Annotated in this window: 16 protein-coding genes; 3 read left to right on the top strand and 13 right to left on the bottom strand. The window is 38.7% G+C overall.

The genetic code is table 11. The features are described 5' to 3' along the window. Positions 1–39: 39 nt before the first annotated feature. Both AC4NPH_RS20630 and AC4NPH_RS20625 read right to left on the bottom strand, forming a co-directional pair. Positions 40–354 (bottom strand): MTH1187 family thiamine-binding protein, encoded by a 315-nt coding sequence (locus AC4NPH_RS20630; RefSeq protein ID WP_013057706.1) that lies wholly within the window; start codon positions 352–354, stop codon positions 40–42. Positions 355–478: 124 nt separating this feature from the next. Further along, positions 479–1645, bottom strand: coding sequence for a C40 family peptidase (locus AC4NPH_RS20625; protein ID WP_013057707.1), 1167 nt, complete (start codon positions 1643–1645; stop codon positions 479–481). A 452-nt stretch (positions 1646–2097) separates the two neighbouring features. Between AC4NPH_RS20625 and AC4NPH_RS20620 the strand changes: the two genes are divergently transcribed. Beyond that, entirely contained in the window at positions 2098–3792 is a 1695-nt protein-coding gene (locus AC4NPH_RS20620; protein WP_013057708.1) for a catalase, read from the top strand. Between the two features lie 47 nt (positions 3793–3839). On the opposite strand, the gene AC4NPH_RS20615 is transcribed toward AC4NPH_RS20620, so the two are convergent. Together AC4NPH_RS20615 and AC4NPH_RS20610 are read right to left on the bottom strand one after the other, a co-directional pair. Next, positions 3840–4241: a YfbO family protein gene (locus AC4NPH_RS20615; protein ID WP_013057709.1), complete on the bottom strand. Its 402-nt coding sequence runs from the start codon at positions 4239–4241 to the stop codon at positions 3840–3842. Positions 4242–4545: 304 nt separating this feature from the next. Beyond that, positions 4546–5883, bottom strand: coding sequence for a sodium-dependent transporter (locus tag AC4NPH_RS20610; RefSeq protein WP_013057710.1), 1338 nt, complete (start codon positions 5881–5883; stop codon positions 4546–4548). 172 nt (positions 5884–6055) lie between these two features. On the opposite strand from AC4NPH_RS20610, the gene AC4NPH_RS20605 reads away from it, so the two are divergent. After that, positions 6056–6508, top strand: a complete 453-nt coding sequence (locus tag AC4NPH_RS20605) for a hypothetical protein (protein WP_013057711.1) — start codon at positions 6056–6058, stop codon at positions 6506–6508. Between the two features lie 42 nt (positions 6509–6550). Here AC4NPH_RS20605 and AC4NPH_RS20600 read toward each other — a convergent pair whose 3' ends face one another. Next, entirely contained in the window at positions 6551–6976 is a 426-nt protein-coding gene (locus tag AC4NPH_RS20600) for a DUF6843 domain-containing protein (protein ID WP_013057712.1), read from the bottom strand. Positions 6977–7165: 189 nt separating this feature from the next. Between AC4NPH_RS20600 and AC4NPH_RS20595 the strand changes: the two genes are divergently transcribed. Next, on the top strand, positions 7166–7312 hold the full coding sequence (locus AC4NPH_RS20595) for a hypothetical protein (RefSeq protein ID WP_016764718.1): 147 nt from the start codon (positions 7166–7168) through the stop codon (positions 7310–7312). An 18-nt stretch (positions 7313–7330) separates the two neighbouring features. Here the strand turns inward: AC4NPH_RS20595 and AC4NPH_RS20590 are convergent, their stop codons facing one another. The 8 genes from AC4NPH_RS20590 to lepB form a co-directional block, all read right to left on the bottom strand. Next, a complete protein-coding gene (locus AC4NPH_RS20590) occupies positions 7331–7747 on the bottom strand; it encodes a DUF350 domain-containing protein (RefSeq protein ID WP_013057713.1) in 417 nt (138 codons plus the stop codon). Between the two features lie 14 nt (positions 7748–7761). Next, a complete protein-coding gene (locus AC4NPH_RS20585) occupies positions 7762–9021 on the bottom strand; it encodes a glutathionylspermidine synthase family protein (RefSeq protein WP_098314644.1) in 1260 nt (419 codons plus the stop codon). Further along, a complete protein-coding gene (locus AC4NPH_RS20580; protein ID WP_013057715.1) occupies positions 9021–9341 on the bottom strand; it encodes a hypothetical protein in 321 nt (106 codons plus the stop codon). The genes AC4NPH_RS20585 and AC4NPH_RS20580 overlap by 1 nt, the downstream gene beginning before the upstream one ends. After that, complete coding sequence (locus AC4NPH_RS20575; RefSeq protein WP_063671998.1) at positions 9341–9799, bottom strand: hypothetical protein; 459 nt, start codon at positions 9797–9799, stop codon at positions 9341–9343. The genes AC4NPH_RS20580 and AC4NPH_RS20575 overlap by 1 nt, the downstream gene beginning before the upstream one ends. Positions 9800–9914: 115 nt before the next feature. After that, a complete protein-coding gene (locus AC4NPH_RS20570; protein ID WP_013057717.1) occupies positions 9915–10376 on the bottom strand; it encodes a hypothetical protein in 462 nt (153 codons plus the stop codon). 464 nt (positions 10377–10840) lie between these two features. Beyond that, on the bottom strand, positions 10841–11728 hold the full coding sequence (locus AC4NPH_RS20565) for a sulfite exporter TauE/SafE family protein (protein WP_013057718.1): 888 nt from the start codon (positions 11726–11728) through the stop codon (positions 10841–10843). Between the two features lie 250 nt (positions 11729–11978). Next, positions 11979–13073 (bottom strand): oxidoreductase, encoded by a 1095-nt coding sequence (locus tag AC4NPH_RS20560; protein WP_055990930.1) that lies wholly within the window; start codon positions 13071–13073, stop codon positions 11979–11981. A 90-nt stretch (positions 13074–13163) separates the two neighbouring features. Further along, positions 13164–13718: a signal peptidase I gene (gene lepB, locus AC4NPH_RS20555; RefSeq protein WP_013057720.1), complete on the bottom strand. Its 555-nt coding sequence runs from the start codon at positions 13716–13718 to the stop codon at positions 13164–13166. Positions 13719–13758: the final 40 nt, after the last annotated feature.

Here is a 13758-nt window from a genome sequence, read left to right as displayed (position 1 = left end):
AGTGGATACTCAAGCGTTTTTTATTGTATTACATATTATTTATTTTGCTTTTAATTTAGACTGTACTGATTGTAATTTCCCAGCCATCGTATGATTTTCTTTATCACGGCGATCATCAATTCGTAAATTTGTACATACGCGCTGAATACCATTTTCAAAAGGTACTTCATGCATCTCTTGAACAATTTTTAGCAGCGTGCTTAATTCCCCTTCAATCAATGTATTCATAGGGGTTAATTGATATGTAATTTCATCTTCATGCTTGGCCAACACTTTTTGAATATCAGCTACGTACTGACTCACGCTTGGCGTTTCCGTACCTACCGGAATAATGGTTACATCTACAATAGCCATATTATACACTCCTTTTGTTTGTTCCCTAGTTATCATACCAAATCGCGCAAAAATTTCCTACTTTTACGTTTATGTTGCATAGAAAAAAGGAATAGTTCTGCAACTACTCCTTTTTGTTACACTCTTATAGGTAACGCTTTGCTCCTAAGTAACGTTTTGACCAGTAAGAGTTGCTTAGTGATGTGATTGTCACGCCTGTTGAAGAACCTGCATGCATGAATTGACCGTTCCCGATATAAATTCCAGCATGACTAGCTCCTGGTTGGTACGTTTCAAAGAAAACGATATCGCCAGGCTGAGGTGAACTTACACGCGTACCAGTTTGATAGATGCTAGCAACTGTACGAGGAAGACTTACACCTACTGCATTGCGATATACATAGTTAAGGTAACCACTGCAATCAAAGCCTCCAGGCGCAGCTCCACCCCAAACATAAGGTGTTCCCATAAAACGTTTACCATATGAAATAACTTTTGAAGCTGAGCTTGAGCTTGTGCTGCTTCCAGTTGATGTTGAAGGTTTTGAGCTGCTAGAGCTGCTTGAATTTAATTTATTCAGCGTATCTGGACCCGCTTCTCCGTCTACTAATAAACCATTTGCACGTTGAAATGATTTTACTGCACTTGTTGTAATTGAGCCAAAGTAGCCTGTTACACCAGCTGAGAAGTAACCTTTATTTTTTAGTTTTTGCTGAAGGCTGCTTACTGCTGAACCTTTCATACCTTGACGTAAAATAGTTGAGCTGCTAGAGCTAGAACCACCAGTTGAAGCGCTAGAACCGCCATTTTTTAATTTGCTTAACGTAGCTGGACCCGCAATTCCGTCCACAGACAGTCCGTTTGCACGTTGAAATGCCATTACTGCATTTTTTGTAATTGAACCGAAGTATTGAGTCGTAGTTCCTTTAAAATAACCTTTATTCTTTAGCTGCTGCTGTAAAGATTGTACGTTTGGTCCAGTTGAACCAACGCGCAGCAATGAACTTGAGCTAATTGATGAACTTCCGCTTCCTAGCAGCTTATTAAATGTAGATGGACCTGCAATACCATCTGCAGATAAACCATTTGCACGCTGAAACGACTTTACTGCGCTAGTCGTGATTGAACCGTAATAGTTTGTTGTTGTACCGTATGTAAAATAACCTTTGTTTTTTAATTTTTGCTGTAATTCTTTCACATCTGAATTACTTGTTCCTGGGTGCAGCGTAGCATCTCCTAAAGCAGCTTCACTAATTGTAGGTACTACTGTTAAAGATCCACATAACGCTAACGAATATATCAACTTTTTCATAAAAAAAGGTTCCTCCAATGCCATAATCTACTAATCTATAAGACGTTTACATTGTAACAACACATTATTACAAAATAACATCACTAATATTACATTTATGTTACAGGAAACGACAGTAGCGCAGCTGTATGGTGTATATTGTCGTAGTTTATTGTCGTTTAACACTTAATAAGTTCGACAAAAAAGATAATATATTCCAATATTATTCCTTTTCCTACACTAATAATAGGTAAAAAATCACCCGTAACATTATCTTTATATTTCAAAAAAAACAATTTATTTTTTTTTGAAATGTGAAACTTTTTTAAAATTTATTCGTTTAGCGGACTTGTTCCCCTCTTTAGTAAAACAGCTTTTCTTCTAAAAATTTATATTGTTTCCATATTAATGAATAAAAAAGCGAAGGCTGAAAAAAATAGTCTTGTTATGTTTGAAACAAGGAGGATTATTTTATGAGCCATAAAGGCATTCATGGTACAAATGTTAGCGGATCAGGTGACTCGGAAGACCAACGCTATGCAGCAGGAGAAAACGAGCAGACGCTTACGACGCGTCAAGGTCACCCCATTCGTGATAACCAAAATTCTCGAACGGTAGGCAACAGAGGACCTGCTACTCTTGAAAATTACCAGCTGATTGAAAAGCTTTCGCATTTTGATCGTGAACGTATACCGGAACGTGTTGTTCATGCCCGGGGAACGGGAGCTCACGGATATTTTGAAACGTACGGAAAGCTTGGAGACGAGCCCGTTGAAAAATACACCCGCGCAAAAGTTTTTTCAGGAGCAGGCAAACAGACGCCCGTTTTTGTCAGATTTTCTACCGTAACTCATGGAAAGGACTCTCCAGAAACAATGCGAGACCCAAGGGGGTTTGCTGTAAAGTTCTACACAGAAGACGGAAACTGGGACTTAGTAGGAAATAACCTTAAAATATTTTTTATCCGCGATGCTATTAAATTCCCTGATTTGATTCATGCTTTTAAGCCCGATCCTGTGACAAACCGTCAAGATACCGAGCGTATTTTTGATTTTATTTCTCACACCCCTGAGGCTATGCATATGATTACTTTTTTATTTTCACCTTGGGGAATACCTGCTAACTATCGGCAAATGCAAGGTTCCGGTGTTAATACATATAAGTGGGTAAACAAAGATGGCGATGCGTTTCTTGTGAAATACCATTGGGAACCAAAACAAGGAATTAAAAATTTGACCCAAAAGCAAGCAGAAGAAATTCAAGCTAAAAATATCAGTCACGCCACTCAAGACTTGTATGAAGCGATTGAGAGCGGTAACTACCCCGAGTGGGAACTTTGTATACAAATCATGGAAGATGGAGAGCATCCTGAACTGGATTTTGATCCGCTTGATGACACGAAAATTTGGCCGGAAGACCAATTTCCATTTCTCCCAGTAGGTAAAATGGTCCTAGATAAAAATCCAAGCAACGTATTTGCTGAAACGGAGCAAGTCGCATTTGGTACGGGTGTACTTGTAGACGGGCTAGATTTTTCTGATGATAAAATGCTGCAAGGAAGAACGTTTTCCTATTCCGACACGCAGCGTCACCGGGTGGGAACAAACTACTTGCAGCTGCCTATTAACGCGCCGAAAAAACATGTAGCAACAAATCAACGCGACGGTCAAATGGCCTATCATGTAGATGCTGCTCCAGGTCAGAACCCGCACGTGAATTACGAGCCTTCTTCTCTTGGAGGTCTTCAAGAAGCGCATGACCATCCAAAACCTCATCAGCCTTATGTTGAAGGAAATGTAAAAAAAGAAAAAATTGATCGTACAAATGACTTTAAGCAAGCTGGTGAACGCTATCGTTTACTAGAGGACTGGGAACGTGATGAGCTTATTCAAAATTTAGTAGACGGCTTAAAATGTTGTCACCATACCGTTCAAACAAAGATGATTGAGCTTTTAACTCAATGTGATTTTGACTACGGCAATCGAGTAGCAAATGGCATTGGTCTTCTGATGCATGATGATGGTTCCCTAGAAATTGAAATGGGAGCAGAAATGACTCCTACATACGGGAAATTGCCAAAAGAAGGCGGTTCACCCTTAGGAAGCAACAAAGCTGCTGATGCGGTAGAAGAAGCTAATGAAAAAGGTCACGATGCTCATCCTTATTAACAAAAAACATCCTGCAGCGACAGCAGGATGTTTTTTGGGTTAAACGCTTATGACCAAGTAACGGCAAACACGTGGTAGTCATTTTTTAACTGTGGCGCATCAATGGGTGTCCCGTGCTGATATCCTTGTTTCACTCTTTTAGGATGTAAGGGTTGAACCCATTCTTTCACTTGCTGTTTTGTACCATTTGCTAAAATATATACACAATCAGAAAATGCCCCGTCATTGTTTGGACTATCAACTTTTAGTACTTCCACTAACACATCTTGGACACACGTTTTTCTCTGAATACACATAAGCGTATGGTAGATAATATCAGCGGACACATCGTTATTTAAACGAAAGCCCACCTTTTTTTGTTCAAAAAAAGACGAGAATGAGACGATTGGTAATGTCTTTTTTTGTTCATACGCTTGAGATAAAATCTTGACAAGAACTTCTCCACTCAAGATGATCCCTCTTTCTAAAAAAACGCTTCATCACAACATATGTGAGCATTGATTATGCTCATAGGATAATATATTATCATAGTTTAATTCTGTGGTGTTAGTCTTTTTTGGGGTTTTTACACTGGGAATTATACCCGCCTATTTCTTGCGTTTCCCTGACGTTCTCGCTACTAGCAACAGAATTATTAATAAAATAAATACCCCTGCCCCTACAAACATATCATACAAGAAATCAAGCATCATACTCCTCCTCTTCCTTCAAAAAAACGCTGTTAAAACCAAGCGTTTTAACAGCGTTTTTTCGTTAGATAAAGCCTAGCATATTAAGAAATACAATGATAATTAAAACAGGTGCAATGTATCGAATAGCAAGAAGCCATAAAGAGAACCAGCGCTTCACATTCGCTGAACCGTGCTTAAATTCTTCAATTAGCACATCTTTTTTCATTTTCCAAGGAACAAAGATGGCGATTAAAAGAGCACCTAGTGGCATAAGGATATTACTTACAAGAAAATCGAAAGCGTCAAAGATGCTTTTTCCAAAGATCGATACGTCACTTAATAAACCATACGATAGCGCTGAAGGTATTCCTACCACGAAGATTAGCAAGCCCGAAATCCAAGATAGCTTTATACGCTTGTGCTGCTCTCCTTTGGCTAAAGAAGCAACAATAATTTCTAACATCGAAAACGCAGATGTCAAAGTGGCAAATAAAAACAGCGCCAAAAAGAAAGTTTGAAACACAATTCCGAACGGAAGCTGTTCAAAAATAGAAGGCAATACAATGAATAAAAGACCTGGTCCTTCCGTCGGTTTTACACCCATTGAGAAGACCGCAGGGAAAATTGCCAGTCCTGCTAGTAAAGAAATCAAAATATTTAACGCTGAAATTGAAATAGCCGATTTTGGCAAGTTTTGCTGCTTAGATAGATACGAACTGTACGTAACCATAACTGAAACGCCTACGCTAAGCGAAAAGAATGCTTGTCCCATGGCAAACAAAATGGTTTGGGATGTAAGCTTTGAAAAATCTGGATACAAAAAGAAAGATACGCCTTCCATCGCCCCGTCTAATGTTAAAGAACGAATAATGATAATAATAAATAAAATAAAAAGAGCAGGCATTAAAATTTTGTTTGCTTTTTCAATACCATTTTGAATGCCTCTTGCGACTACAACAATTGTTAAAAGAAGAAAAACAAATTGAGAGATAACAGCACTTGTTGGATTAGCAATGGTCGAGTTAAATAAACTCCCGTAGTCACTTACTCCATTCAGCTGACCCGTGACGCTTGCAAAAATATATTGTAAAATCCATCCTCCTACTACACTATAGAAAGATAATAAAATGAAGCATGTAATCACACCTAAATACCCGATTCCTTTCCATAGAGAACCGGGAGCAACTGCATCATAAGCACGAATTGCTTCCTTTTGTGTATGTCTACCTAGTACAAATTCAGCAAGCAAAAGCGGCAAACCAATAATTGCTGTAAACAAGATAAACAGTAAAAAAAAGGCCCCTCCTCCGCTTGTTCCGGCTACATAAGGCAGTTTCCAAATGGCTCCGATTCCAATCGCGGAACCGGCAGATGCCAAGATAAAGCCGAGTTTTGAGGTCCATTGTTCGTTTTGACTCATTTTTTCTCACCATTTTTCTTTATTTATTCTGATTTGTCATACTATATCATACAACCCTTCTGTCGAAAAGGGTTTTTGTTGTTTTAACCCCCATCATGTGTTATGAATAGTATGTAGGTTTCATGATTTATTTTCGTAACTAAAAAAAGTTTGACAGTTAGAGGTACAAAAAATGACAAATCAGCAAGTAATACAGCAACAATTTTTAGATAAGTTCCTTGATTTTATCTTAGTAAAATGTCCAAACTGCGAACTATGTGCGCGAGTTGTAAAACTGGATAAAAAATTGAGCGGGTCAACGCACTCATGCACGTGTCCTCACTGCGGTTATCTAGACGTAACCAATGCTGATAGCCAAGGACCGTTAGAACTTTCTGAAGCAGTAGATCCTTTTTTTCAGCTTCCGCTTTACTTAGAAACGATATGCCCTGAACGTCGACTTTGGGCTTATAACTTAGATCACCTTCAGTATATTGAATCTTATATTGAAGTTAAAACATGCGGGGCTTGTTTCGACGAGCTGTCGGTTGAACATTCATTGCCAGATTGGGTAATTCATAAGCAGAAAGAAGCATTAAACGAAATTCAACGTTTAAAAGACACCGTCTTTTGCACATTCAAATGAAGATAGAAAAGAAACATTGCCGAAGAGGCAACGTTTCTTTTTTTACGAAGAACTTTCTTCGGTAAGTTTTCTTCGATAGTCTCCGGCCTTATCGAACTCTTTTGCGGTGCCGACGAAAAAGTAGGTTACCGTATGATTTTTGTTACCTTGAGTCGTTCCATGAATCATCTTCCCCTGCTTCAATTGCTTTCGCTCTCCATTTTTATTTACATAGAAATATTTATTTCTTGCCCAGCCGCCGCCGCTTAAAAGCGTTTTGGTTTTCCCGACTCCCTGGTCATTTACTTTAAATACAATGTAGTCTCCTTCTGTCTTGCTGGGATTTCCGTTATCTTTGTCATATTCGACCATAACCCATCCTTTGTACCCTTCTGGTATAAGGAAAATGCTCGGTTGAGACGTTTCATCTGGGCGTCCACATCCAGCTGCGATTATAATCATTAAGCACAAAATGAGCCACCTTTTCACTTTTCCCAACTCCTTTCTTAATAAAAGACGTGCCTCTATACTGCTTTTAGTTTTTGTTGAAGGTAAGATTATATTCTTTATGTATCCCTCAATTTTTTCCAGTTCATCCAATCAAATATGCTATATTTACGTATTGTTTGTCACACACTATTAGCAGGCGTTTACAATTTACATGGGAGGATAACAAAAATGAGCTATGTTTTTTTATTTATTTTGCTCTTTGTCATTCCGCTTTACACACAGCAAAAAATCGTTCGTGCCGATCGTGAAAATACACGTACATTATTACTAAGTGAACACGAGCAATCTGGACATAAAAAAAGCGATTCCCCGTAAAACAGGAATCGCCTTCTTTTAATATGTTAAGCTTCCGGCCACAATAAGGCCGACGGCAACCGACGCTGCAAAAAGAGTTACTCCAACCGCTACATTTCCTTCTTCTACTTTTTTGGCTAGGCTCGTTTTAGGCGTCATGATAAATTCAATAACCCAATATGCCACTACTTGAGTAATGATACCTACTACTCCCCAAAGAGTTGCATCTACCAAATTTAAGCTGTTGCTCCATACAGTAAAAATGACAATAGCAAGCCCTATTCCTTTTCCCCATAACTTCAAAGCAACCGCCACATTGCCTTTTTTTATGAGTTCACGGTCATTAAACTTTGTTGTTAGTTCAAATACCATAACTCCGATAAATAATAGCCCTAACCCTACCGCTACGTGAGATAAAAAACTCCCTATACTAGCCCAATCAATCCATTGTGTCATTTTTATTCCCCTTTTCATTTTAATCCAATCGGCAAATAATACGATTCGTTATCCGTAATTTGATTTCCAGCTCGTATTCCTAATGCGCTTGCTTTTCCATTTAATAAAAAGCACCCGTACATGATATGAGCCTCTATTGTTTGCGTTTGAGTCTTCATCGTTGCAGTTGGCAATGGAATAAACTGTTGATACACAGCCGTGTATTCTTGATATGTTTTATGCTGATCTTCGTCTATTTTGATTCCATCTTCATTATAAATTTCAACGGTATCTCCCTCACGACCAAAAGATGGTTTCTTCACAAATGCTTGTTTTCTTTCAATAAATGGATCTTCTTCTAAATACGTTGGTAAAAAGTACGTTTCAATGATGTGATGCTCTTCTTTAGTGAAGAAAGGGTGATGTTGTTCATACAAAGCCCAAATGAGTGCTTGCACGGCTTTGGACTGCAGTAAAAATGCAGAAGGCGGGTTGATTATGGCTACTTTTTTTTGCTGTGCCAATGTTAAAAGCATGTGTCCGACTTTTTCATGCGTGCTCGGATCTTCATCTTCAATTAAATGTTCAAGCGGATAAGTTTGGCGATAAAGTACGTCTATTTTTTGTCCATATTGATCATACACGCCCGCTTCTATATGTTCACCTTCTTCCACTGTAGAGGAAGGGACAATTCGAAGCTGCGATAATGGAACGTATGTAGCATCTACATCGGCTAGCTTCATTAAATAAAGAGTCGTTAGCTTATCTTCTTCATGTGTATCATGAGAAGAAAAAACGACGTTTGGATAGTTCGTTCTATCGAGCTCGTTATAAGCTTCAAAAATGGCGTGTTTTAATGCTAAAGCAAGCTTTTCTTCCTCAAGCTTATTAGGGTTTTGCACTTGAAAATGACGACAGACTAACTCATTTACATGAAATAATTCTTTAATGAACGTAGGCGTATCCGCATTTAGTTCTAAAAGCTTGATTTGATCAGTCGTAACAGCAAAATCAAGGCGCGAAATCACACTTTCTGTTTCCATCGTTTTCAGTCGTAGGTACGGGAGGCTGTCTTTTGGAAATCCTAAAGAAAAAAGCGTCTGATCATCTAACGAACAAAGTAAAGGTGCAGTTTTAAAAAATAATTCCCCAATTTGATTTGAAGCTTCTTTAATAGAATCAATGATATGAGAAGACTCTATATGTACGTCATAAAGAGCATACTCTGTTCCGTATAAATCGTGCCAAAAATCTTCAATTTCTTTATAAAACATTTCTCGCTTTTCTTTATGCATTACCCGCCAAAACCGCCTTTAGAGCCGCTCCCAATTCCAGATTTATACGAGCTGCTTGATTTAAATGATTTATAGGCCGATGATGAGGTCAACTGTTTTTTAGAGCCGTAGTAGCGGCCTCCGTGATAATATGAGCCGCTGTGGGAAGAAGAAGAATCTGAACAGTAGTACGTTTGGGTATCTTCATCCCATTTCCACTTGTCACACGATTTATCTTTCGGTTTAGCTGGTCTTGCCTGATCAGTTGAACCACAGGCAACGAGCGATGTCATTAAAGCTGTGGTCAAAACCCCGGCCATCATTTTTTTTGTTTTTGACATTACGCCTTTCCCCCTTCATACGTTACGCCTGTTTTTGTTACATATAAACTGTACACGCTGCGATCTTCATCAATTTCCGCAGAGTCTCTTTCCCATTCCCATCCATTGTAGTATGTATAAACTGTTCCGATATAGCTTAATACGTCCAAATGCGTATGAAATGAAGAGACGAATAAAATCGGATGTCCTCGAAGAGAATTCAGTTCGCGGACTTCTAATGTAATCTCTCTGTGATCATCTTCTGCTTGCTCTTTCGGTCCATGTTCATGTTCTTTTACATAAATAATATGTATATCATCTTCGACTGCAGATGAAGTTTGTTTATACGTTACTCCTTCTTTAACAAAAAATTCGCATTCTCTTCTTGCTAAAATTTGTTCAAGTTCAATAGATTGATAGTGATAAATAGATACAAATGTATCATTAGGCTTTAGCAGTCGGTATTCTAACTTTCCCATTATGCAACTCCTTTTGTGACTTTTTTGTGAACGTTCTTTAATAAATACGTACAGATTTTCAAAAAGTTTCAATTTTTCTCATATTAAAAGGCTTAGCTTTAGATAAGCTAAACCTTTATTTTTTTATCACATCTGTCACAACTTCATAACCGCCTGTGTATGGGTCGAATACATATTCAAGCATGCCGTTTCCACGATTGACTTTAAATAGATAACGGTATTTTTTAGGGCTGTCTTTTGCTGGATATACGTATTTTCCTTTTTGGAACTGACTTAGCAAGAGCTGTTCTCTTTGCGCAAGCATTTTTTTTGCTTCATTATAACCATACAGCGGGAGATTTTTGGCATAGAGAACCGGTACGAATACAAGCACAACGACTGAAATCGTAATAAGCCCTTGTTTAAACCACCGCATAAATCTCTTTGGATTTCGCGAAAGCAACATCGTGATGACAATTACTACTAACAAAGGAACAATATATACTTGAACATACGGAATGTTTGCAAATACAGGTCGATTAATCAATAAGACAATTACTTCGATAGCTGCTACTAATACTAAAATAAAATAGACCACTTACTCTTCACACCTCGACGATTCAATGAATTTTATATGTGTTAGAAAGTATTCCCACTCATGAATGAACTCGTCTATTGTATCATAAGACGCAAAAAAAATATCTACGCTTCTCTATTTTACGGAATTCAGATAATAAAAGAGATTGAGACATAACGAAATCACCCCAATCTAAAGACGAACAAATGGGATAATACGCTAGCATGGATCCCTTGTTACACCGCTGTTGATTTCCGTACAAGGCTGCGCTTTCCGAGGGCGGCCGCTCCTGCCGGGTCTCATCTGTTCCGCTTTTCACGCAGGAGTCCTCGCCTTGCCCTCCAACCAACAGCTAGAAACCACTACATACATGAAACTACCTTCACTCTAACCATAAAAAAATCTGAACGCATTTGATTCTCCATCAAGAATCAAATGCGTTCAGATCTTCCTTTAACTAAGCTACTTTTATTCCATCCTCTTTATTACGAAACTTCTACGTTTCGATTTTGATTATATTTTTTTCCTTGTAACAGTGAGTAAATGATCGCTGCGGCCCACACAATAAGTATGAATGCATATACAGCTATCTGAGTTGAGCTGCTGGATACCCATGTGTTTAAGAGTGTTCGAGCATTTGTTAAAATGATAAATCCACCAACAAGTGAACCAAGCAAGTGAGCCGGGATAATACGAACAAACCATGCAGCAATCGGAGCCGCGATAATTCCGCCAATCATAAGGGCGCCTACCCAGAACCAGTTTACCTGCTCCCAGCCAAGAGAAATTAAAAAGCCAAGTGTAGCCGAGACGGCAATAGCAAATTCACTTGTATCCACGGTTCCAACGACTTTCCGGGCTGTTGTGCCTTTTTTAGCTAGCAATACAGGCGTTGCTATCGGCCCCCAGCCTCCTCCTCCTGTAGCATCAGCAAATCCAGCAATTAATCCCAACGGAATGGACTGCTTCGTCGATAAAGGTTTGGTGCTCTTTTCTTCGTTTGTTTTAAACGTAAATAAAAAACGAAATAACACATAAACTCCTAGGAGCAATAAGAATGTTGAAACGTAAGGCCTTACTGCATCTCCAGGTAAATTACTTAGAAAGCAGGCTCCTACAAAAGCTCCGATGGAACCTGGGATAATTAGTTTTAACACCATTGATTTATCTACGTTTCCAAATTTAATATGTGAAACACCAGAAGCTGCTGTTGTTACAACTTCTGCTAAGTGAACAGATGCGGAAGCCACAGCTGGTGCAATTCCAAACGTTAAAAGCAGCGTAGTTGATGTCACCCCGTATGCCATTCCGAGTGATCCATCAATTAACTGAGCTAAAAAGCCAATAAGTGCAAACGTAATTAACTTTTTCATGTTGTCCCTCCACTTTCATCTTCTGTTAGAAAGCACAAAAAGGCCTCCAACAGTTGTTTGCTAGAAGCCTTCGGTATGTCCGATCAGCTGTCCGTTTTATGAATAAGTTGTTTATATTGTAATCCTAACTATTCCTAGAAGTCAACTGTGTTTTTGATTTTTTCTTTTAGTCTATGTATGCTGCTTGGTTATAGTATCAGTAAAATAAAATTCTTCTTGTTAAGTCAACCACATAAAAACGACCGCTCACTTAATAAGGGCGGTCGTTTTTATGCATGTCTTTCCAATGAGCCAGCACTTCAGGAGGCAAACTCACATCTTTATCTAATGACGTCATATCCATAGAAGCAGGCTCGTCGCTATTTATCACTTTTTCTACCCAATCTGGCTGTACGACTAATGCTTGTTCAATCGTAATTAAAGCCAGACCTTGCTCAAAAGCTTCTGCTACTTCTGTTGCCGTAAGTCCTCCTGTACCTACAAGAGGGACACGGTGATTGACGTGCTTAATAATCGAAGAAAGAAGTGAACGCTTTTCTTCACTATCCAAGGTAGATTCATGCAAAGCACTGATATGTAAATAATCAATTTCTGTATGAACAAGACGATCAATCCACTCAAATGTATCTTCCACTTTATTTCCTAAATAGCCTTTTTCTTTAGGCGCTAATGTATACCCCACAATAAATGGTTTGCCCGCATGTGCTGCTCGACGCGTCACTTCACGAATAACTTCAAGTGCAAAAGTGAAGCGGTTTTCTGCGCTTCCCCCATAAGAATCGCTTCGTTCATTGGCTTGCCTTGACATAAACTGCTGCAGTAAACATTCATTTCCTCCGTCAATTTCCACTCCGTCAAATCCTGCTTCCATAGCTCTAGTGGTAGCTTCGCCAAACGCTTGAACAATATAAGTTATATCGCGCTCGTTCATTTGAACAGGCTTTTTGCCTTTACGTTTATGAGGCTTTTCACTTGGGCTAATGGCTTGCCATTTATTTTTCATTTCTACGCACTTTCTTCCCCCGTGCGATAGTTGAAGAATCGCTTTAGCTCCTCTCCTATGAATCATTTGAGTTAGTTGATGAAGCTTTCGTATGACCTGATCACGATGAATGCCGATTTGACCATGTGCTACTTGGCCATTTTCTGTGATAAACGCGGGGCCGACAATTACCGTACTGACGCCTCCTACTCGTTTTTCGTAAAAAGTCAGATCGATATCGGATATTTCTCCGTTTTCCCGTGAAGCGTATGTGAGTATAGGTCCCATTGCTAATCGGTTTTTCATCTCAAGAGCATCAACAAATTTAAAATGTTTAAATAATTTTTCATAGGCTGTCTTCAATTAATTCACACCTTTTTTCCTTAGCTTGCCCATCTAGAAGCCGAGTAGACATAGGCACAAAAAAAGAAATACCTTCGCCGGCATTTCTTTTTACGTTGTTTTTCTTATTTTTTTAATGGGGTAAAATACAAATTCGCTTTTTCCGACAATCCGTTTCTCATCAATGAGACCTAGACCGTTGCGGCTATCCATACTGTACAGACGGTTATCACCCATTACAAATACTTCGTTTTTAGGTATTTGAACGGGTTCAAAATCTCCTGTGAGCTCCATATCCATGTTATTGGCAATTTGACGATTCGTTTTTAAATAAGGTTCACTTACTTTTTTATCATCAATATAAAGCTGATCTTTTTTCATTTCGATTTTTTCACCTGGCAGACCGATTACTCTTTTTACATAATGCTTATTCTTAGCCTCATCTTTAATAATCACAATATCTCCGCGGCGAATATCATGGAGCGAATACGACAGTTTATTCACAAACAAACGCTCTCCGTTATGAAGCGTTGGGTTCATTGAAGCGCCTTCTACAATATACGGAGAAAATAAAAATGCGCGAATCATAAATACTAGAGCGATAGCGAAGATAATAGTTTTGAATATGCTGCGTAATTGATCGCTTTTTGTTTTTTCCGTAGTCAATATACTTTGTCTCCTTTGTACAGCTCACTTTTCTTATGAA

It is taken from the genome of Priestia sp. MDV22-iso46 (assembly GCF_058629175.1).
The sequence above is the reverse complement of the archived record's forward strand: the minus strand, read 5'-3'. Positions and strand labels throughout refer to the sequence as shown.

What these genes read in the sequence shown, in the direction of transcription:
- AC4NPH_RS20630 (WP_013057706.1), bottom strand. Translation starts at nt 354, where the DNA reads ATGGCTATTGTAGATGTAACCATTATTCCGGTAGGTACGGAAACGCCA.
- AC4NPH_RS20625 (WP_013057707.1), bottom strand. Translation starts at nt 1,645, where the DNA reads ATGAAAAAGTTGATATATTCGTTAGCGTTATGTGGATCTTTAACAGTA.
- AC4NPH_RS20620 (WP_013057708.1), top strand. Translation starts at nt 2,098, where the DNA reads ATGAGCCATAAAGGCATTCATGGTACAAATGTTAGCGGATCAGGTGAC.
- AC4NPH_RS20610 (WP_013057710.1), bottom strand. Translation starts at nt 5,883, where the DNA reads ATGAGTCAAAACGAACAATGGACCTCAAAACTCGGCTTTATCTTGGCA.
- AC4NPH_RS20605 (WP_013057711.1), top strand. Translation starts at nt 6,056, where the DNA reads ATGACAAATCAGCAAGTAATACAGCAACAATTTTTAGATAAGTTCCTT.
- AC4NPH_RS20595 (WP_016764718.1), top strand. Translation starts at nt 7,166, where the DNA reads ATGAGCTATGTTTTTTTATTTATTTTGCTCTTTGTCATTCCGCTTTAC.
- AC4NPH_RS20590 (WP_013057713.1), bottom strand. Translation starts at nt 7,747, where the DNA reads ATGACACAATGGATTGATTGGGCTAGTATAGGGAGTTTTTTATCTCAC.
- AC4NPH_RS20585 (WP_098314644.1), bottom strand. Translation starts at nt 9,021, where the DNA reads ATGCATAAAGAAAAGCGAGAAATGTTTTATAAAGAAATTGAAGATTTT.
- AC4NPH_RS20580 (WP_013057715.1), bottom strand. Translation starts at nt 9,341, where the DNA reads ATGTCAAAAACAAAAAAAATGATGGCCGGGGTTTTGACCACAGCTTTA.
- AC4NPH_RS20575 (WP_063671998.1), bottom strand. Translation starts at nt 9,799, where the DNA reads ATGGGAAAGTTAGAATACCGACTGCTAAAGCCTAATGATACATTTGTA.
- AC4NPH_RS20565 (WP_013057718.1), bottom strand. Translation starts at nt 11,728, where the DNA reads ATGAAAAAGTTAATTACGTTTGCACTTATTGGCTTTTTAGCTCAGTTA.